This is a genomic window from Streptomyces pinistramenti (genome assembly GCF_020564935.1).
Lineage (GTDB): Bacteria > Actinomycetota > Actinomycetes > Streptomycetales > Streptomycetaceae > Streptomyces > Streptomyces pinistramenti.
On record NZ_JAJCXB010000001.1, the window covers coordinates 239,574 to 258,471 of the forward strand.

Sequence of the window (18,898 nt, forward strand, 5' to 3'; positions counted from 1 at the left end):
TCTCCTGCCCTCTCGGAGGGGCAGGAGACGGCCTCCTGGCGTAGCCATCAGCCGAACGGAGTGGAGGGGACCGAGCATGACGATGCTGGAAGGCATCAGGGAACCGCGCGACCTCAAGGCGCTCGGCGCGGAGCGCCTGGGTGAACTCGCCGCGGAAGTACGGCAGTTCCTGGTTCCGGCCGTTGCCCGCACCGGCGGGCATCTGGGGCCCAACCTGGGGGTGGTCGAGCTGACCATCGCCCTGCACCGGGTCTTCGACTCGCCTGCCGACCGGATCCTGTGGGACACCGGCCACCAGTCCTACGTCCACAAGCTCCTCACCGGCCGCCAGGACTTCTCCAAGCTGCGGATCAAGGGCGGCCTGTCCGGCTACCCCTCGCGCGCCGAGTCCGAGCACGACGTCATCGAGAACAGTCACGCATCGACGGTCCTCGGCTGGGCCGACGGCCTGGCCAAGGCGCATCAGGTACGCGGGAAGGACGACCGCGTTGTCGCGGTGATCGGCGACGGGGCGCTGACCGGCGGGATGGCCTGGGAGGCGCTGAACAACATCGCGGCCGCCAAGGACCGCCCGCTGATCATCGTCGTCAACGACAACGAGCGCTCCTACGCGCCCACGATAGGCGGCCTCGCCGACCACCTCGCGACGCTGCGCACCACCGACGGCTACGAGGCGTTCCTCTCCTGGAGCAAGGACGTCCTGACGCGCGCCCCGGTCGTCGGCCGGCCGCTGTACGAGTCGCTGCACGGTGCCAAGAAGGGCTTCAAGGACGCCTTCGCACCGCAGGGCATGTTCGAGGACCTCGGCCTGAAGTACATCGGCCCGGTCGACGGGCACGACATCGCCGCCGTCGAGTCCGCCCTGCGCCGTGCGGCCGGCTTCCACGGGCCGGTGCTGGTGCACTGCCTGACCGAGAAGGGCCGCGGCTACCGGCCCGCCCTGGAACACGAGGCGGACCGCTTCCACACCGTCGGCGCCATGGACCTTCCCCCAGCCACCACTGGGAGGTGCCCCCCGGCCGGCGAGCCGGTCGCCCCGCCAGGACCGCCGTCCTGGACGTCCGTGTTCGGCGACGAGATGGTCCGGATCGGCGCGGAGCGGCCCGACGTCGTCGCGCTCACGGCGGCCATGCTCGACCCGGTCGGGCTCTCCCGGTTCGCCGAGGCGTACCCGGAGCGGGTCTGGGACGTCGGCATCGCCGAGCAGCACGCCGCGGTCTGCGCTGCCGGGCTGGCCACCGGCGGGCTGCACCCCGTCTTCGCGGTCTACGCGACGTTCCTCAACCGCGCCTTCGACCAGGTCCTGATGGACGTCGCGCTGCACAGGTGCGGGGTCACCTTCGTGCTCGACCGGGCGGGTGTCACCGGTACCGACGGCGCCTCGCACAACGGCATGTGGGACATGTCGGTGCTCGGCGTGGTGCCGGGGCTGCGGATCGCCGCGCCGCGCGACGCCGAGCAGCTCCGCGCCCAGCTGCGCGAGGCGCTGGACGTCGATGACGCGCCGACCGTCGTCCGCTACCCCAAGGAGTCGGTGGGCGAGCCGGTCGCGGCGGTGCAGCGGATCGGCGGTGCCGACGTGCTGCACCGGCCGGCCCGGCCCGACGTGCTGCTCGTCGCCGTCGGCGTGATGGCGCCCGTCTGCCTCCGGGCCGCCGAACTGCTGGCGGACCGCGGCGTCGGCGCCACCGTCGTCGACCCGCGCTGGGTACGCCCCGTCGATGACGCCGTCGTCCAACTGGCCGCCGGGCACCGCCTGGTGGCCGTCGTCGAGGACAACATCCGTACCGGAGGCGTCGGTTCGGCCGTCGGGCAGGCGCTGCGGGACGCCGACGTGGACGTGCCGCTGCGCACCTTCGGCATCCCCGATGAGTTCCTGCCGCACGCCAAGCGCGGGGAGCTGCTGGCCGATCTCGGCCTCACCCCCGCCGAGATCGTCGGCCGGATCAGCGCCGACCTGGCCCGTAAGGAGAACCGTTCGTGACCGGATTCGACCTGGCCGCGCTGCTCGCCGAACGCGGCGGCGAGCGCTACGACCTGCACACCCGCCACCTCAACCACCAGCTCCCGCGGATGCTGCACACCATCGGCTTCGACAAGGTCTACGAGCGGGCCGAGGGCGCGTACTTCTGGGACGCGGACGGCCAGGACTATCTGGACATGCTCGCCGGATTCGGCGTGATGGGCCTGGGGCGGCACCACCCGGTGGTACGGCAGGCGCTGCACGACGTGCTGGACGCCCAGCTGCCCGACCTCACCCGCTTCGACTGCCCGCCGCTGCCCGGCCTGCTCGCCGAGCGGCTGCTGGCCCACGCTCCGCACCTGGACCGGGTGTTCTTCGGTAACAGCGGCACCGAAGCCGTCGAGACCGCCCTGAAGTTCGCCCGCTACGCCACCGGCAGACCGCGCGTCCTGTACTGCACGCACGCCTTCCACGGCCTGACCACCGGATCGCTCTCCGTCAACGGCGAGGACGGCTTCCGCGACGGCTTCGCGCCGCTGCTGCCGGACACCGCCATCGAGATGGGGGACCTTCAGGCACTGGAGCGGGAGCTGCGGCGCGGCGATGTGGCGGCGCTGGTCGTCGAGCCGATCCAGGGCAAGGGGGTGCTGCCCACCCCGCCCGGATTCCTGGGCGCCGCACAGGAGCTGCTGCACCGGCACAAGGCCCTGCTGATCGCCGACGAGGTGCAGACCGGCCTCGGCCGTACCGGTGACTTCTTCGCGTACCAGCACGAGAGCGGTGTCGAGCCGGACCTGGTCTGCGTCGCCAAGGCGCTCTCCGGCGGCTACGTGCCGGTCGGCGCCACCCTCGGCAAGGACTGGATCTTCAAGAAGGTCTACTCGTCCATGGACCGGGTGCTGGTGCACTCCGCCAGCTTCGGCGCCAACGCCCAGGCGATGGCGGCCGGACTCGCCGTGCTGTCGGTCATGGAGGACGAGCAGATCGTCGCCAACGCCCGGCACACCGGCGACCTGCTGCGGACCCGGCTCGCCGCGCTCACCGAGAAGTACGAGCTGCTGCACGAGGTCCGCGGCCGTGGCCTGATGATCGGGATCGAGTTCGGGCGGCCCAAGTCGCTGGGCCTGCGCAGCCGTTGGACGATGCTGCAGGCGGCGCGCAAGGGGCTGTTCGCGCAGATGGTCGTGGTGCCGCTGCTCCAGCGCCACCGCATCCTGACCCAGGTGTCCGGCGACCACCTCGAAGTCATCAAGCTCATCCCGCCGTTGACCATCGGCGAGCCCGAAGTGGAGCGCTTCGTCGAGGCGTTCACGGCCGTCATGGACGACGCGCACAGCGGCGGCGGGCTGATGTGGGACTTCGGGCGGACGCTGGTGAAACAGGCGGTCGCTCATCGGTGACAGGGGAGGGAGGGCAGGGGACGGGGAGGATGTCACCTTGCGGGCACACCCACTTGGGTGTGCCCTTCCCGTTTTCGTGATTCGTAGGGTGGCCGGGTGCCCGGCGCTGCCCGCGAACCGGCCGGTGTGTCGTCCGTCCGGAACGGGAGGGGCCGGGACTGCCCCGCTTCACGAAATCCCATTCACGAACGGAGAGTTACCATGTCCAACGATCTGCTCGACGCCTTCGACCTCGACGTGCGCGAGGTGGTCGCCGAGGCCGCGGAGCCCGCGAACAACCTTGTCACCGTCCACCCCTCCGGCTACTGGGGATCCGACTGCTGCACCGCCTGCATGGCTCCCGGCGCCCGGGGCTGCTGACACCGCAGAAGGTGACACCGGCCGGCCCCGGGGCTCGTGACGGAGCGGTTGCGTCGCCGGCCCGGGGCCGGTCGGGGCGACGACGACCGTGAGGAGGGGGCAGGTATGTCCGAGGCTTCAGGAGGAGCCCTGTTCCGGGATGCGGGCATCGCCATGGTGCGCGCACCGGTCCACCCGGTGGGCGCAGCCGCCGGCGTCCGCCCGGACACCGGGCCGGGCGATGACGAGGCCGCCCGGCTGACCCGGACGCTCCGGGAGCTGGCGGACGAACCGCTGGTGCGGGAGGCGGTGGCGCTCTCCAGCCCGTCGCTGGCCGCGGTCCTGCATCGCGTGCTGACCGGATCGCAGACCGTACCTCTGCCTCAACTCAGGCGTTCTGTACGGGCGTTGACGTCCTACCGGCTGCGGATGAGCACCCGGGCCACGCCGTTCGGGCTGATGGCAGGGGTGGCCCCGGCGCGTTTCGGCGGGCCGGGCGAGGCGGCGAAGGTGCGGTGGGGCGGTGCCCACACCCGAGCGGTGCGCCCGGACCGGGAATGGCTCACCGGGCTGATCGCGTCCTGGGAGCGGCGTCCCGGCGTGCTGCGGCACCTGCGGGTGGTCGGCAACGCGCTGTGCGCCGTACGGGGCGACCGGCTCGTGCTGCCGTACGTCCCGCAGTCCGCCCGGGAGGACCTGCCGGAAGGCGGCTCCGACGGCGCGGCCCCGCGCTTGGTGCACGAGGTCAGCGTGCGGCACACCGTGGTCGTACAGGCGGTGCGGGAGCTGGCCCGCCGGCCGGTGCGTGGCGCGGAGCTGGCCAGGGCGCTGCTCGAACGGTTCCCCGGTGCCACCGACGAGGCGGTGGACCGGGTGCTGAGCGAACTCGTCGGCAAGGAAATCCTGCTCACCGACGCGCGCCCGCCGCTGGAAGCCGCCGACCCGCTGCGGCACATCCAGGAGACCTGCGCCGATGTGCCCGGTGCCGACCTGCCCGAACTCGAAGAACTCGGCGCGGTAGGGGCGGCCCTGGAGACGTACGCCGCCGCTGGTGCCGATGACGGCCCGGCCGCGCTGGCCGACGTCACCGCGCGTATGCGCAGGCTCTACGACCTGCCGAGGCCGCTCCAGGTCGATCTCGCGCTGGATGCCGAGGTGCAGCTCCCTGCCGCCGTCGCCGACGAGGCCGCCCGCGCGGCCGAACTGCTCTGGCGGATGGGGCCCAAGGACACGGAACCCGACTACCTGCGCGAGTACCGCGAAGCCTTCCTGGAGCGCTACGGCACCAGCCGCCTCGTCCCGGTCGCCGAACTGCTCGACCCGGACACCGGCCTCGCGGCGCCGGCCGGCTATCTGCGGCCGCCCAGCCCCCGGTACGCCGCGCCCGCGGAGGCCGACCGGGAACGCGACCTGGCGCTGGCCGAGTTGGCGCAGCAGGCCCTCATGGACGGGTCGCGGGAAGTGGTGCTCGACGACGATCACCCGGTGGTGCGCCGCCTGTCCCGTACCGACGGCAGCCCGCCGAAGTCCCTGGAGCTGAACGCGAACCTGCTCGCCGACTCCTGCGAGGCGTTGGACGCGGGAAACTTCCGGCTGGTGACCGTCGGTGGATCCCAGCAGGCCGGGGCGCTGCTCGGCCGCTTCGGCTATCTCCTCGACGACGCGGCAGCCGCCGATCTGGCCGCCGTGGCGCGGGAGGCCGCCACCGGGGACGGCGGGGCGGTGCCCGTGCAGGTGGCCTTCCGCACCGGCAGGTCCCGGGACGGCAACGTGGCGCAGGTGCCGCCATGGCTGCCGCACCTCCTGCCGGTGGGCTGCTTCGCCGACCCGGACGACCCCGGGGTGCTGGACCCGCGCCGCCTCGCCGTCGGCGCAGACCACCACCGGATGTACCTGGTGGACACCGCATCGGGACGCCGCGTCGAGCCCACGGTCTTCCACGTGCTCAATCGGCAGGCGAACCTGCCGAACGCCGCCCGCTTCGTCTGCGACCTCGCGGGCAGCGGCGTGCGCGCATGGCGGACGTGGCACTGGGGACCGGCCGCCGGCGCGCTGCCGTACCTGCCCCGGGTCCGTTACGGGCGCACCGTGTTGACCACGGCGCGCTGGCGGCCCGCCGCCGAACTCCGGGACGGGAAGCTGCCGTTCGCCGACTGGCTGCTCGCCCTGCACCGCTGGCGGGAGCGGTGGCGCGTGCCCAGCCGCGTCCGGGTGGCCGCCCACGACCGTGGCGTCCAGCTCGATCTGGACCTGCCGGGCCATCCCGAGATCCTCCGCCACGAACTGCTGCGCAACGAAGACGCCGAGCTGCGGGAGGTGCCCACCGACGCCGCCGGGAGCCCGGACGGCTGGCTCAGCGGTGCCGACGGCGCACACCACACCGAGGTGGTGATCCCGCTGTGGTCGGCCCGCCCGAGCCCGCTGCCTTCCGTGACCGTGCCCTGCGCCCCGCGGCGCACCGGGAGCGGGGTCCACCTCCCGGGCGGGGAGTGGCTGTACGCCGCGCTGTACGCCCCGGCCGAACGGCACGAGGAACTGCTCGCCGTCCACCTGCACGCGCTGCTGAACGGCCTGCCCGCGGAGGTGGACCGCTGGTTCTTCCTGCGCTACCGGGACGCGCACGGGGCACACCTGCGCATCAGGTTCCACGCCCCGCCCGAGGTACTGGCCGGGCAGCTGCTGCCTCAACTGCACGCAGCCGCCGGCACGTTGCGCAGCAGCCGCCTGGTCGGCAGGGTGGTGTGGGACACCTACGACCCGGAGCTGGAACGCTACGGCGGACCGGAAGCCATCGCCGCCGCGGAGCGCGTCTTCCACGCCGACAGCGTCGCCGTACTGGAACACCTCAGGCGCAGGTACCGGCGGCAGGACGACACCGCGCCGCCGCTGCTGGCCGCGGCCGGCTACGCGGATCTGGCCCGCGCCTTCCACAGCAGTCGGGACGGCACCGGGGCGGCGGGCGGCGAAGGAGCGGCCTGGCTGCTGCGCGCGGTGCCCAAGGACGAGGAGCGGCAGCGGGCCTTCCGTATGCGGCGGCGCGAAGCCCTGCCGCTGGTCGACCCGTACCGCGAGGGCCCTGCCCCGGCCGCGGACGAAGAGCTGCGCGCAGCCTGGGCCCACCGTGCGCAGGCAGTGGACGACTACGGGCGGCTGCTGCGCGACCTCGGGGCCCGGTCCTGGTCGGACACCGACCAGGCCCTCCACGCAGTGCTGCACATGCACCACAACCGGCGTGTGGGCGTGGACCGGGAGGCCGAGACCTTCGCGCTCGCCGTCGCCCGCGGGGCGGCGCAGGCCCACACCGACCGCAGGAGGCACGGCCGATGACCACCGATGTACGGGACGACGCGGCCCCGGCCGATCCGGCCGCGCTGCGGGAGCGTGCCGCCCAGGTGGTGGCCGAACTGGCGGACCGGCTGGCCGATCCGCGCCGGGTGGCGGCCGCGGCGGACTTCTGGCACGCGCTGGGCCTTTCGGAGGGCCACCCCGGGGCGGCCCTGCTGTTCGCCGAACTCGCCCACCACGACCCGGCGCACCGCGCCACCATCCATGCGCATCTGGCGGCCGCGGCCGGCGGTCTGCCCGGCCCCGACGCCGACGGGCTGTTCGCCGGCGTGCCGTCGCTGGCCTTCGCCGCGCACACCGCCCGGCAGGCGCCGGAGGACTACGCCGGCCTGATGCGCCGCCTGGACCCCGCGCTTGACCGGAGCGTCCGCACCCGGCTGGACGCGGAGCGGGCGCGACAGACCGAGCCGCAGGACGGGACGGCCTTCCACCACGACTACGACCTGATCCGCGGCACCACCGGACTCACCCGGCTGCTGCTGGCGCGGCGGGCCGAACACCCCGAGCTGCTGCACGAGGCACTGGCGTCGCTGATCCGGCTCCTGGAGCCGTTGCCGCTGCGGGGCGGGCACGTACCGGGCTGGTGGGCGCCCTCCGGGCCGCAAATCGACAGCGAAGCGGACTTCCCCGGTGGCCGCGGCCATCTCAACTTCGGCGTCGCGCACGGTATCCCCGGAACCCTCGCCGTCCTGACGGCCGCGTACCAGGAGGGTGTGCGGGTTCCCGGCCTGCACGGGGCGATGACGGGGATCGGTGACCTGCTGCTCACCTGGCGCACCGCTGACGGCGGCTGGCCGGGGTCGATGACCGTCCAGCGGTTCGAGGACGGAGCGGCCCCGCTGCGGAGCCGCACCGCCTGGTGCTACGGCACCCCCGGAGTGGCCTGTGTACTGCACCGGGCCGGAGAGGCGCTGGACCGGGCCGACTGGCGGGAGGCCGCCGTGGCGGGCCTGGTCCGTGAGCTGGAGGCGCCGGTCAGGGTGCATGACAGCAGTCTCTGCCACGGCTGGGGCGGTCTGCTGCATCTGACCGGCCGGCTCGGCCGGGCGTCCGGGGATCCCCGCCTGGCCGTCCACCGCGACCGGCTCGCCGCCAGGGTCCTGGACGCCTACGACCCGGCGCTGCCCTTCGGATTCCGTGCCGGCCGGCGCGAGGAACCGAGGGAGTCGCCCGGCCACTACGCCGGGTTCCTCATGGGTGCCGCCGGCATCGCGCTGGCGCTGCACAGCTACGCGGTGGACGCCTCGCCGCTCTCCGGGTGGGAGATGGCGCTGGCGCTGCGCTGACGGCAGGACCGGCGTCAGTCGTCCAGCAGCTGGGCGCGCAGCCTCTCGCGGACCTCGGGCGTGAGCCGGAGGCCCTCGGTGAGGTACGTCTCCGTGGAGCCCCAGGTCTGGGCGATGGCGTCGAAGGCGGCCGTGAGGTAGTCGGTGTGCGCGCCGAAGAGCGGCGACAGCAGCTCCAGGACCTCGGGGGACATGCCGACGGCGGAGTTGTCCGAGCGGCGGATCTTGTAGCGCCTGCTGGGGTCGTTGGACTTGAGGTAGTCCTGCTCGATCGCGTCCCGTTCCACGCCGATGGCCAGCAGTGTCACGGCGATGGACAGGCCCGCGCGGTCCTTGCCGGCCGCGCAGTGCATCAGGGCGGGGACGCTGTCGTCGGCGAGCGCGCGCAGCAGGCGGCTGTGGTCCTCGGTGCGGGTGGTGATGATGTGGCGGTAGGACGTGGCCATGCGGGACGCGGCCTTGCCGTCGCCCAGCACCGTCCGCAGCTCGTCCAGTTCGCCGTCGCGCACCATGGTCCAGAATTCCGCGCCGTCGGCCGGATCGGTGAGCGGGATGTTCACGTTCCGTACGCCGGGGAGCGTGACATCGGGGCCTTCCAGCTTGATGTCCGAGGAATTGCGGAAGTCGAAGACGGTGTGCAGCCCGAGGCCGGCGAGGAATGCGGTATCGGCCTCGGTCGCGTGCGCGAGATGGCCGCTGCGGAACAGGCGCCCGTGCCGTACCCGACGCCCGTCCACGGTCGGCAGTCCGCCCACGTCGCGGAAGTTGCGCACCTCCGTGAGCGGGAATTCGGCCGGTGGGACCTGCGGCGTCTGCGTCACGGGCGCTCCTCGGGATCGGCCGCCGACGCTGCTCGTCGGCGATGCGGGGCCACCTTTGACCCTACGACATCGGTGTCCTGGGCAATCAAGACGTCGGTGCGCGGTATCTGTCGCAGGAAACGGAGCCGGTTGGCGACATTCGGTGATCGATCGGTATTCCGACTTGAAGAGAATTTGACCAGGTGGCATTAATCACCACCAGTCAACCCCTGGTTACGGTGGCGTAAGTCACTTCTCAAGGTGAAGTATGTCCTGACGTGGCAGACGATTCGGAAAACATCAGCAGCGGCGCCTTGGGCGCCATCGGGTCGTACGCAGCCGTCGGGGACAGCTTCACCGAGGGGGTCGGGGATCCCGGCCGTGACGGGGCGTACATCGGTTGGGCGGACCGGCTCGCGGTTCTTCTCTCGGACCAGCGTGCCGAGGGCGACTTTCGCTATGCGAATCTCGCCGTCCGCGGCCGGCTCCTGGACCAGATCATCGAGGAGCAGGTGCCCCGGGCCAAGGAGTTGGCCCCCGAGCTGGTGACGTTCTGTGCCGGCGGGAACGACATTCTGCGGCCGGGCTCGGACCCGGACGCGGTGGCCGAGCGGTACGAGGCGGCCGTCGCGGATCTGCGCGAGTCGGTCGGAACGGTGCTGCTGTGCACCGGCTTCGACACCCGCGGCATCCCCGTCCTCAAGCACCTGCGCGGCAGGATCGCGACCTACACCGCGCACGTCCGCGCCATCGCCGACCGGCACGACTGCCCGGTTCTCGACCTGTGGTCGCTGAAGTCGGTGCAGGACCGACGGGCCTGGAGCGACGACCGGCTGCACCTGTCCGCCGACGGGCACACCCGGGTCGCGCTGCGCGCAGGGCAGGTGCTCGGGCTCCAGGTGCCGGCCGAGCCGGACCAGCCGTGGCCCCCGGAGGCGGAGCGCTCTCCCGCGAAGGCGCGGCGGGACAACATCCACTGGGCGCGCGAACACCTCGTGCCGTGGATCGGCCGCCGGCTGCGCGGCGAATCCTCCGGCGATCACGTCGAGCCGAAGCGGCCCGACCTGCTGCCGCTGTGACCGGCGGGGGCCGTGCGCGGTAACCGCCCGCCCCTGCCGAGCCGTCCGAGGTCCCGTTCCCCGCGCCGGGGGCCGGGACCTCAGTGCGTGCCGGCCGTGTAGGGCAGGTCCGCCCACACCACGCAGCCGCCGCCGGGGTCGGATCGGGTGCCCCAGTTCTGGGACAGTGCGCCGACGAGGAACAGTCCGCGGCCGCACTCTTTGTCCACGCTGCCCGGCTGTACCTGTGGGGCCGATGCGCCCCCGCCGCCCTCGTCGGTGACGGCTATCCGGACGTGCGCGCCGAAGAGTGTCAGCTCGCAGCCGACCTTCTCGCTGGCGGTGTGCCGCAGTGCGTTGGTGAACAGTTCGGACACCACCAACTCCACGTCGTCACACACGGGTTGATCCGCGCCCCATTCGTGCAGCAGCGCGCTGGCGCGTCTGCGCGCCTCGGGCACGGACGTGCGTCGTGCCGGCAGATGGAACGCGTCCTGTGGGAGCTCGGCGACGAAGCCGCCACAGCGCCCTAACGAAGGAGCGTTGTTGGAGGAAGCCACGTCGCAACTATGTGCGATGTAGGTGACCGATGGCAAGGATCACTCTGCAAATTACAGAATCAGAAGTGCAGTCTGTTCGCCCTGCTGACGGCATGACACACTGCTGACCACTGAAGCTGGTTGGAGGGATCAGACGTGGCGGAAGCCCGGTCGGCCGGGGCGCCGACCGTTCTGCGGGTGGTGCTCGGAAAGCGACTGCAGGACCTGCGCGAGAAGGCCGGACTGTCCTACGAACAGGCCGCCAAGGCCCTCGATGTCACCCACGCGACGATACGACGCATGGAGAAGGCCGAGGTCGGCCTCAAGATCCCGTACGTCGAGAAGCTGCTGGCGACCTACGGCGTCCGCGACGACGACGAGATCGCCGGATTCCTCTCCCTGGCGCGGGAGGCCAACCGCCCCGGCTGGTGGCACAACTTCCGCGACGTGCTGCCCGACTGGTTCAGCGCGTACGTCAGCCTCGAAAGCGAGGCGAATCTCATCCGCGCCTACCAGCCCGCCTACGTACCCGGCCTGTTGCAGACCGAGGACTACGCGCGGGCGGTGCTCAGGGCCGGTATGCCGCACGCATCCGGCGCGGACATCGACCGGGCGGTGGCGCTGCGCAGGGAGCGGCAGTCGCTGCTCACCCGCGAGAACGCGCCGATGCTGTGGGTGGTCATGGACGAAACCGTTCTGCGCCGCCCGATCGGCGGCCCGAAGGTGATGCGCGGCCAGATCGGCCGGCTGATGGAGGCCACCGCGCTGCCCAACGTCCGGCTCCAGATCATCCCGTTCGCCGCGGGGCCGCACCCCGCGATGTACGGACCGTTCCACATCTTCCGGTTCCCGATTCCGGAACTCCCGGACATCGCGTACACGGAGAGCCTCGTCGGGGCCGGGTATTTCGACCAGCGCAACGACGTCTCGCAGTTCCTGGAGGCCCTGGACCGGATGTGTGCGCAGGCCGCGCCGGCACACACCACCGAGGCCATTCTGGGTGGCTTTCGCAAGGAGATCTGAACCATGGATCGCATACGCATCTACAACGGCATGCCCGCCAAGGAACTCGGCAGCGACGGCTGGCACAAGCCGTGGAGCGGCGGCAACGGCGGCGAGTGCGTCGAGGCCATGCGATTGGGGGACGGACGGGTCGCGCTGCGCCAGTCGACCGATCCGGACGGCCCCGCGCTGATCTATACCCACCGGGAGATCGTCAGCTTCATCGAGGGTGCGAAGGCCGGAGACGCCGACTTCCTGCTCTCCGCGGCGCCGGGCCGGCACACCGAGCAGAGGACGGCATGAGCGAACAGGACATCGCCGGAGGGCCGTTGAGTCCGCCGCTGCCCGAGGGCACGGACCAGGAAGGCTTCACGGCCGAGGAAATCGACACCAGCAGGCCCCACCCGGCCCGGATGTACGACTACTACCTCGGTGGCCGGGACAACTACGAGGTCGACCGGGTCGCCGCGGACCGCGTTATCGAGGTCCACCCGCAGGTCCGGCTCAGTGCCCGCGCCAACCGCGACTTCCTGCGGCGCGCGGTGCGCGGCCTGGTCGCCGACGGCATCCGCCAGATCATCGACATCGGCACCGGCATTCCCACCTCGCCCAGCACCCACGAACTGGCCCGCGAGACCGCCCCCGACACCCGGGTCGTCTACGTCGACAACGACCCGATCGTCGCCACCCACGCCGGCGCCCGGCTGACCAACACCCCGCAGACCGGCTTCGTCCTGGGCGACGTCCGCGACCCCCGGGCGATCCTGGACCACCCGGCCGTCCGCGAACTGATCGACTTCGACCGGCCCGTCGCGCTGCTGCTGCTCGCCGTGCTGCACTTCGTCCGGGACGACGAGGACCCGGCCGGCATCATCGCCACCCTCGCCGAAGCGCTCCCCGCCGGCAGCCATCTCGTCCTGTCGCACGCCACCGGCGAGCCCTACGAGGCGTTCCCCGGCGGACGCACGGACGTCCGGGCGCGCGACGGCGTCGTCAACGTCTACAAGAACGCCACCGCTCCCCTCAACCTCCGCACCAAGGCCGAAGTCGAGCCGCTCTTCGGTCCTTTCACCCTCCTGGAGCCGGGGGTGGTGCGGGTGCCGCTGTGGCGCCCGGACGGTCCCCTTCCCGGCGCCGGGGAGCTGAACAACACCATCTTCTACGGGGCGGTGGGCCGGAAGGACTGACCGTCCGGGGCGGCGTCCGCGGGCGGCTCATCGCCGTCGAGCGTCGCCTGCAGGGTGCCGGGGTCGGCGAGCGCCGTGTGGGTGCCGTGCGCGGTACAGGCGTACGCGCCCGCCGCGGCGCCCCGGCGCGCGCACTCGTCCAGGCTCAGCCCGGCCAGCCGGCCGTAGAGGAACCCGCTGGCGAAGGCGTCGCCCGCGCCGTTGCTGTCGACCACGGGGCCGGGCGGCACGGCGGCAGGGATGTGCCGGGGCGAGCGGTCGTCGCGGGCCAGGAGGTACGCGCCGCCGGCGCCGGCCGTGGCGATCACCGCCTCGGCGCGCCCGTCGTGCAGGATCTCCCGCATCACGTGGCTGATCCGCTCGCCCGCCCCCGCCGTACTGAGGAACACCAGGTCGGAGCGGAGCGCGAACTCCCGGTGGTGGGTGGTCAGTCCGTCCCAGTCGTGCAGATCGGTGGAGACGGGCAGGCCCAGTGCGGCGATGTCGTCGTAGAGGAATCGGGCGAAGTGGGTGATCGACAGGTGGACGTGCCGGGCGCGCCGCAGGGCGGGCAGGTAGTGCTCGGGCGGCATCCGGAGATCGGCCGGGTCGCGGCCGTCGTAGAAGGAGGTGCGGCGTCCGTCGGGTGCCACCAGGTTGACCGCGCGACGGGTGCCGTGCGGCGAGATCAGTGGCCGGAAATCGACGCCGGTGCCGGTCAGTCGTTCGCGGACCAGCGCGCCCGGAGCGTCGTCGCCGATGAAGTCCACGAATCCGGTGCGCAGTCCGAGCGCGGCGCAGCCCAGGGCCACGCCGGTGCCGGTGTGCCCCGCCCATTCCCGGACCGGTGGCACCGCGTAGGAGTCGGCGGATGGCACCGGCAGCGCGCCGACCTGCACGAGGGTGTCCACCCCCGATCCGCCGATGACCAGGACGTCGTAGGGCTCGGTTCCCGTCTGATGTGTCACAGGCGTCCTTGCATCCCTTGCTGGTGAGGCGATGGGCGGACGGCAGGCGTCCGCAGGCCGGAGTCTAGACGCAGGGCGTCCCCGGAAAGGGACGTCAGGGGCGCGCGTGACGTCAGGGGAGCGGCAGATGTCCGAGAAGACATGTTTCAACGGGCCGCCGGACGATCCCGGTGCGTGCCACAGGAACGGAGTTGGCGGAAACCCTCGTTGACACGGCCGCGCGCCGCGCCGAAGCCTGTCAGCCGAAGCCGTCGGTGATCACCGCGGCACCGCGGCTGAACAGCCGTTGGTGGAGGGGAGATACGGATGGCCGAGCAGGCCGGCGGAGCGCGCGACGCGATCGTGATCGGCGGCGGACTGACCGGAATGCTGGCGGTCGTCGCCCTGTTGGGACACGTCGAATCGGTCACTGTGGTCGAACGCGACCGCTACCCGGAAGGACACACCTTCAGGAAGGGCGTCCCACAAGCCCGCCACCTGCACCTCTTCCTCACCGGCGGCCAACGCGCCCTGGACGCGCTGCTTCCCGGCAGCTGCGCAGCGCTCATCGCGGCCGGCGCCCGCAGCCTCGACCTGCCCCGCGACATCCTCGTCCGTACCCCCACCGGCTGGCAGCGCCGCTTCGACGAGGGCAGGCACCGCTCGCTCAGCCTCACCCGGCCGGTGCTCGACGGCGTGGTCAGGGAACGCGCGCTGCGTGCCGCCGCCGCGTCGCCCACCCGCGTCGAGGTGCTGGAGGCCACCGAAGCGACCGGCCTGACCGGGGACGCCCGGCAGGTGACGGGCGTCCGGGTGCGGTCCCGCAACGGCGGCCCTGACGGCCGCGCGGAGCGGACGCTGCCCGCCGCGCTCGTCGTGGACGCCTCCGGACGCAGCTCGCGGGCGCCCCGGTGGTACGCCGAACTCGGCCGGGCCGCCCCGCACGAGGAGACCGTGGACGTCGGTCTCTCCTACGCCACCCGGATGTACCGCCCGCGCACCACGGACGGCTCCCCGGAGACCGGCGTCAACATCCCCGGTCGGCCGGACAGCCCGCGCGGCGCCGCGTACCTCCCGGTCGAGAACGGTGCCTGGCTGCTGACGGTCTCCGGGGTGCGCGGCGACCATCCGCCCACGGACGCCGCCGAGTTCGTCGCCTTCAGTGCCACGATCGGCGACCCGGACATCCGCGACCTGGTCGCCGACGCCGAACCGCTCTCGCCGGTCCACGGCTTCCGCGACACGTACAACCGCCGCAGGAACTTCGCGCGCCCCGGGGCGTCCCCGGACGGGTTCGTCGTCCTGGGCGACGCCCACTGCACCTTCAACCCCGTGTACGGGCAGGGCATGTCGGTGGCCGCGCTCGGCGCGCTGGCGCTGCGCGAGACCCTCGACAAGGAGGGCGGACCGCGGCCCGGCACCGCGGCCAGCGCGCAGCGGGCGGTGGCAGTGGTGACGGAGCCCGCCTGGCTCGTCGCGGTCGGCGCCGACCGGCCCTTCGCCCGCGACGACGACCGGAAGCCGGGGCTCGGCGAGCGGCTCACCGGCTGGTACGTGGACCGGCTCGGCGCCCGTGCGGCGATCGACCCGGTCGTCGGCGCCGCCTTCCGGGACGTCCTGTGCCTCACCGCGCCGATGTCCCGGCTCGTCGCGCCCGCCGTCGTGGCCCGCACGGTCCTGCTGCCACGCCGTCCCGCCCTGCCCGCGCCGCCCAGGACCACCGAACCGGTGTGAACGGACCTGCGGCTTCCGCACGGCCCGGCGGAAAACCGGGTGCCCCGGCGGCGGGCCCCGCGTCAGGCTGAGGCATGACATGGACCACGACGCGCAATCCCGAGGCGTTCGAGGCGGCGGCGGGCGGTTTCCTGCACACGCGGCCCGTCGAACACACCGTGCTGCTCTCGGTCGCCGCCGCACTGCGGACGGGCGGTGCCGACACCTACGGGGACGAGCCGCCCCGGTACGGCTGGTGGCGGCAGCCCGACGGACGGGTGGGCGGCGCTTTCCTGTGGACGCCGCCACGGCCGGTGCTGCTCTCCCCGATGCCGGACGGCGCCGCGGCGGCCCTCGCGGATGCGCTGGCCCGGGAGCGGTGCCGCGTACCGGGGGTGAACGCGGGCCCGGCCGCCGCCGCGTCGTTCGCCGCCGCCTGGCAGCGCCACCACGGCGGCACCGCACGCCCCGCCGGGCGCCACCGGCTGTACCGGCTCGGCGCACTGCGCCCGCCGGACCCCGCCCCGCCCGGTGCGGCCCGGTGGGCGGGGCCGGCCGACCGCGAGCTGCTGGTCTCCTGGTTCGCGGACTTCGCCGCCGCGATCGGCAGCCCGCCGCCCCGGAGCGCCGCGCCGGTGGACGACCGGATCGCGGCCGGCCGCTGCCTCCTGTGGGAGGACGGCGGCCGGCCCGTCGCGATGGCGAGCCGCACCGGCACGGTGTCGGGAGCGGCCCGCATCGCGCCCGTCCACACCCCGCCCGGCCTGCGGGGACGCGGATACGCCGGGGCGGTGACCGCGGCCCTGTCGCAGCGCGCTCGGGACGCCGGGACGGACACCCTGGTGCTCTTCACCGACCTCGCCAATCCCACCAGTAACTCCCTGTACCAGCGGCTCGGCTACCGGCCGGTCGAGGACCATCTGGTGCTGGAGTTCCACGGGACGACGGGGACGGAGTGACCTCCGGGGTCCGTCGTACGGCGGGGCCTGCGACCGGGACCGTACGGCGGATCCCGGCCGTTCCGGAATGCCCGCGCCGGTCGCGCCGTTGAGGGCGGAGGGAGAGGGTGGGGACGTCCGGGCGCCTCGTCACCGGAGAACGGGGCCACGGAGTCCGGTGTACCGGAACCTGCCGCCCACGCGGTCCGTTCACTTCGCGACCGCTCTGACACTGGAGGTGCCGTGACCGCTTTCCGACCCCGCCGCACAGCACGGGCTGCGCTGCGCCCCGCGAGCTTCGGCGCCGACCCCACCGGCGAGCGGCTGGCCAGGATGCGCAGGTCACCGCAGTTCGTGGACGGGCAGTTCCGCAATCCGACGCCGACCCGCCGGAATCCGTCCGGCTCGGCGCTGCCGATGGCCCGTACGCAGTTCAGCCGCGAGGGCCGGCTGCGCCGGGCCCCGGTCGGCCGGATTCCGGTGCATCGCCCGGCCGCCGACGGCCGGGGCGGACCGCCGGAATCCGGTCTGCGGATCACTTGGATGGGCCACTCCAGCGTGCTCGCCGAGATCGACGGTGCGCGGGTGCTCTTCGACCCGGTCTGGGGCGAGCGGTGCTCGCCGTTCGGCTGGGTGGGGCCCAAGCGGATGCACCCCGTGCCGATCGGGCTGTCCGAGCTGGACCCGGTCGACGTCGTGGTGATCTCGCACGATCATTACGACCACCTCGACATGCCGACGGTCCGGGCCCTGGCCGCCACCGGTGCGCTCTTCGTCGTACCGCTCGGCATCGGCGCCGACCTGGAGTTCTGGGGCGTGCCCGCCGAGCGCATCACCGAACTGGACTGGCACGAGGCCACCCGCGTCGGCGGCCTGACCCTCACCGCCACCCCCGCCCAGCACTTCTGCGGCCGGGGACTGCGCGGCCCGCAGCACACCCTCTGGGCCTCCTGGGTCGTCAGCGGCCCCGACCACCGGATCTTCCACAGCGGGGACACCGGCTACTTCCCCGGGTTCGCGGAGATCGGCGAGCGGCACGGACCCTTCGACGTGACCATGATCCAGATCGGTGCCTACAGCGAGTTCTGGCCCAGGAACCGCCCTACGGGCGCACCGCTTCCGGGCCTCTGGCCGGACATCCACATGCCGCCCGACCAAGGCGTGCAGGCGCACCTGGACCTCCAGGGCACAGCGCCCGGCGGCCTGATGCTGCCGATCCATTGGGGCACCTTCCAACTCGCCCCGCACCCCTGGGCGGAGCCCGCCGAGTGGACCATGTACGCCGCCCACGCGGTGGGAGTGGCGACCGTGGCGCCGCGGCCGGGCGAGCCGTTCGAAGCCGCCGACGGGCATGTCGTGGACCCCTGGTGGCGAGCGGTGGCGGTGCCGCCCGTCCACGGGTGGCCGAGCTGGCCGCCCGTGGCGACGACCCGGCACGGATACCCGACACCGGCCGTCGAGGAGCGTCCCGCACGCGCCGATGACGACCTCGTGGCCGAGGCGTGAGGCCGCCCCGGGCGGTTCAGGCCGTCGGGCGGGTGCCGTTGATGGCGATGCGCCGGCCGTAGCGCGCGTGCGGGTAGTAGTCCCAGACCGCATGGTGCTGGACGCACCGGTTGTCCCAGAACACCAGGGTGCCCGGCTGCCAGCGGACCCGGCAGTGCAGCAGATGCGTGCGCGCGATGTGCGTGTACAGCATCTGGAGCACCGCGTCGCTCTCGCCGCGTGACAGCTGCACGATGTGCGACGTGTACGGGCCGTTGACGAAGAGGAGTTTGCGGCCGGTCTCGGGGTGGCGGACCACGACCGGGTGCTCGTTCAGCGGGATGTCGTAGCCGGCCGGCGGGGTCTGTCCCCTCCAGGGCAGCGCACCGTCGTGGACGGCGGTCAGGCCCTCCAGGAACGTCTTCATCGCCGGGGAGAGCATGTCGTAGGCGAGGTGCATGTTGGCGAACAGGGTGTCGCCGCCGCTGCCCGCCTCGGGGATGCGGGTGATGTGGAGCATCGAGCCGAGCGAGGGCTCGGTGTCCGCCGTGCCGTCGGCGTGCCAGCCGTTGCCGGCGACGGCCCGCGAGTCCTTGTCGGCGCTGATCTCCAGGATGTACGGGTCGGAGCCCTCGACGGGGGCTGCGACGGGGTGCAGCGGGCCGAAGAGACCGGCGAAGCGCTTGTGGTCCTCGTCCGTCAGATTCTGGTCGCGGAACACCAGCACGTGATGTGCCAGGAACGCCCGCTTGACGTCGTCGGTCTGTTCCGCGGTCAGTTCCTTCGTGAGGTCCAGACCTGACACCTCCGCGCCCAGGAGCGGGGTCAGCGGGTCGACGGTGAAGGACGTGCCGTACTCCCTCGTCCTGGTGGTGAGGCGCTCGATGGCGTCGAGTGCGAACTGTTCCACGGTCGTT

The 18,898-nt window shown here is 72.8% G+C and carries 16 protein-coding genes; 12 read left to right on the forward strand and 4 right to left on the reverse strand.

All coding sequences use genetic code 11. From position 1 onward, the window contains the following. The first annotated feature begins 76 nt into the window (after positions 1-76). From dxs to LIU39_RS01225, 5 genes are all read left to right on the forward strand, one after another. Positions 77-1,984 carry a 1-deoxy-D-xylulose-5-phosphate synthase gene (dxs, locus tag LIU39_RS01205; RefSeq protein ID WP_227043537.1) on the forward strand — a complete coding sequence of 636 codons (1,908 nt, stop codon included), beginning with the start codon at positions 77-79 and terminating at the stop codon, positions 1,982-1,984. Continuing rightward, positions 1,981-3,363 carry an aspartate aminotransferase family protein gene (locus LIU39_RS01210; protein ID WP_227043539.1) on the forward strand — a complete coding sequence of 461 codons (1,383 nt, stop codon included), beginning with the start codon at positions 1,981-1,983 and terminating at the stop codon, positions 3,361-3,363. The genes dxs and LIU39_RS01210 overlap by 4 nt, the downstream gene beginning before the upstream one ends. A gap of 201 nt (positions 3,364-3,564) precedes the next feature. Continuing rightward, a complete protein-coding gene (locus tag LIU39_RS01215) occupies positions 3,565-3,723 on the forward strand; it encodes a hypothetical protein (RefSeq protein WP_227043541.1) in 159 nt (52 codons plus the stop codon). A gap of 105 nt (positions 3,724-3,828) precedes the next feature. Next, on the forward strand, positions 3,829-7,029 hold the full coding sequence (locus LIU39_RS01220; RefSeq protein WP_227043543.1) for a lantibiotic dehydratase: 3,201 nt from the start codon (positions 3,829-3,831) through the stop codon (positions 7,027-7,029). Continuing rightward, positions 7,026-8,333: a lanthionine synthetase C family protein gene (locus LIU39_RS01225; protein ID WP_227043545.1), complete on the forward strand. Its 1,308-nt coding sequence runs from the start codon at positions 7,026-7,028 to the stop codon at positions 8,331-8,333. The genes LIU39_RS01220 and LIU39_RS01225 overlap by 4 nt, the downstream gene beginning before the upstream one ends. Positions 8,334-8,347: 14 nt before the next feature. Here the strand turns inward: LIU39_RS01225 and LIU39_RS01230 are convergent, their stop codons facing one another. Continuing rightward, a complete protein-coding gene (locus LIU39_RS01230) occupies positions 8,348-9,154 on the reverse strand; it encodes a tyrosine-protein phosphatase (RefSeq protein ID WP_227043547.1) in 807 nt (268 codons plus the stop codon). Positions 9,155-9,411: 257 nt separating this feature from the next. Between LIU39_RS01230 and LIU39_RS01235 the strand changes: the two genes are divergently transcribed. Beyond that, on the forward strand, positions 9,412-10,212 hold the full coding sequence (locus tag LIU39_RS01235) for an SGNH/GDSL hydrolase family protein (RefSeq protein ID WP_227043549.1): 801 nt from the start codon (positions 9,412-9,414) through the stop codon (positions 10,210-10,212). An 80-nt stretch (positions 10,213-10,292) separates the two neighbouring features. Here the strand turns inward: LIU39_RS01235 and LIU39_RS01240 are convergent, their stop codons facing one another. Next, entirely contained in the window at positions 10,293-10,751 is a 459-nt protein-coding gene (locus tag LIU39_RS01240; RefSeq protein WP_227043552.1) for an ATP-binding protein, read from the reverse strand. A gap of 135 nt (positions 10,752-10,886) precedes the next feature. On the opposite strand from LIU39_RS01240, the gene LIU39_RS01245 reads away from it, so the two are divergent. Genes LIU39_RS01245 through LIU39_RS01255 form a run of 3 tightly spaced genes read left to right on the forward strand, consistent with a single transcriptional unit; the run spans position 10,887 to position 12,919 of the window. Further along, on the forward strand, positions 10,887-11,753 hold the full coding sequence (locus tag LIU39_RS01245) for a Sco1979 family transcriptional regulator (protein WP_227043554.1): 867 nt from the start codon (positions 10,887-10,889) through the stop codon (positions 11,751-11,753). A gap of 3 nt (positions 11,754-11,756) precedes the next feature. Next, a complete protein-coding gene (locus LIU39_RS01250; RefSeq protein ID WP_227043557.1) occupies positions 11,757-12,035 on the forward strand; it encodes a DUF397 domain-containing protein in 279 nt (92 codons plus the stop codon). Beyond that, entirely contained in the window at positions 12,032-12,919 is an 888-nt protein-coding gene (locus LIU39_RS01255) for an SAM-dependent methyltransferase (protein WP_227043559.1), read from the forward strand. The genes LIU39_RS01250 and LIU39_RS01255 overlap by 4 nt, the downstream gene beginning before the upstream one ends. Here the strand turns inward: LIU39_RS01255 and LIU39_RS01260 are convergent. Beyond that, a complete protein-coding gene (locus LIU39_RS01260) occupies positions 12,892-13,866 on the reverse strand; it encodes a carbohydrate kinase family protein (RefSeq protein ID WP_227043561.1) in 975 nt (324 codons plus the stop codon). The two genes, LIU39_RS01255 and LIU39_RS01260, sit on opposite strands and share 28 nt — an antisense overlap. A 306-nt stretch (positions 13,867-14,172) precedes the next feature. On the opposite strand from LIU39_RS01260, the gene LIU39_RS01265 reads away from it, so the two are divergent. The 3 genes from LIU39_RS01265 to LIU39_RS01275 all read left to right on the forward strand — a co-directional run bounded on the left by LIU39_RS01265 (position 14,173) and on the right by LIU39_RS01275 (position 18,002). Then, on the forward strand, positions 14,173-15,579 hold the full coding sequence (locus LIU39_RS01265) for an NAD(P)/FAD-dependent oxidoreductase (protein WP_227043564.1): 1,407 nt from the start codon (positions 14,173-14,175) through the stop codon (positions 15,577-15,579). Positions 15,580-15,653: 74 nt separating this feature from the next. After that, positions 15,654-16,517, forward strand: a complete 864-nt coding sequence (locus LIU39_RS01270) for a GNAT family N-acetyltransferase (RefSeq protein ID WP_227043566.1) — start codon at positions 15,654-15,656, stop codon at positions 16,515-16,517. Positions 16,518-16,739: 222 nt separating this feature from the next. Next, the gene (locus LIU39_RS01275; protein WP_372463762.1) at positions 16,740-18,002 is read left to right on the forward strand and encodes an MBL fold metallo-hydrolase; all 1,263 of its coding nucleotides are present in this window, start codon (positions 16,740-16,742) and stop codon (positions 18,000-18,002) included. A 16-nt stretch (positions 18,003-18,018) separates the two neighbouring features. On the opposite strand, the gene LIU39_RS01280 is transcribed toward LIU39_RS01275, so the two are convergent. Beyond that, positions 18,019-18,891: a TauD/TfdA dioxygenase family protein gene (locus tag LIU39_RS01280; protein WP_227043568.1), complete on the reverse strand. Its 873-nt coding sequence runs from the start codon at positions 18,889-18,891 to the stop codon at positions 18,019-18,021. Between the last annotated feature and the right edge of the window lie 7 nt (positions 18,892-18,898).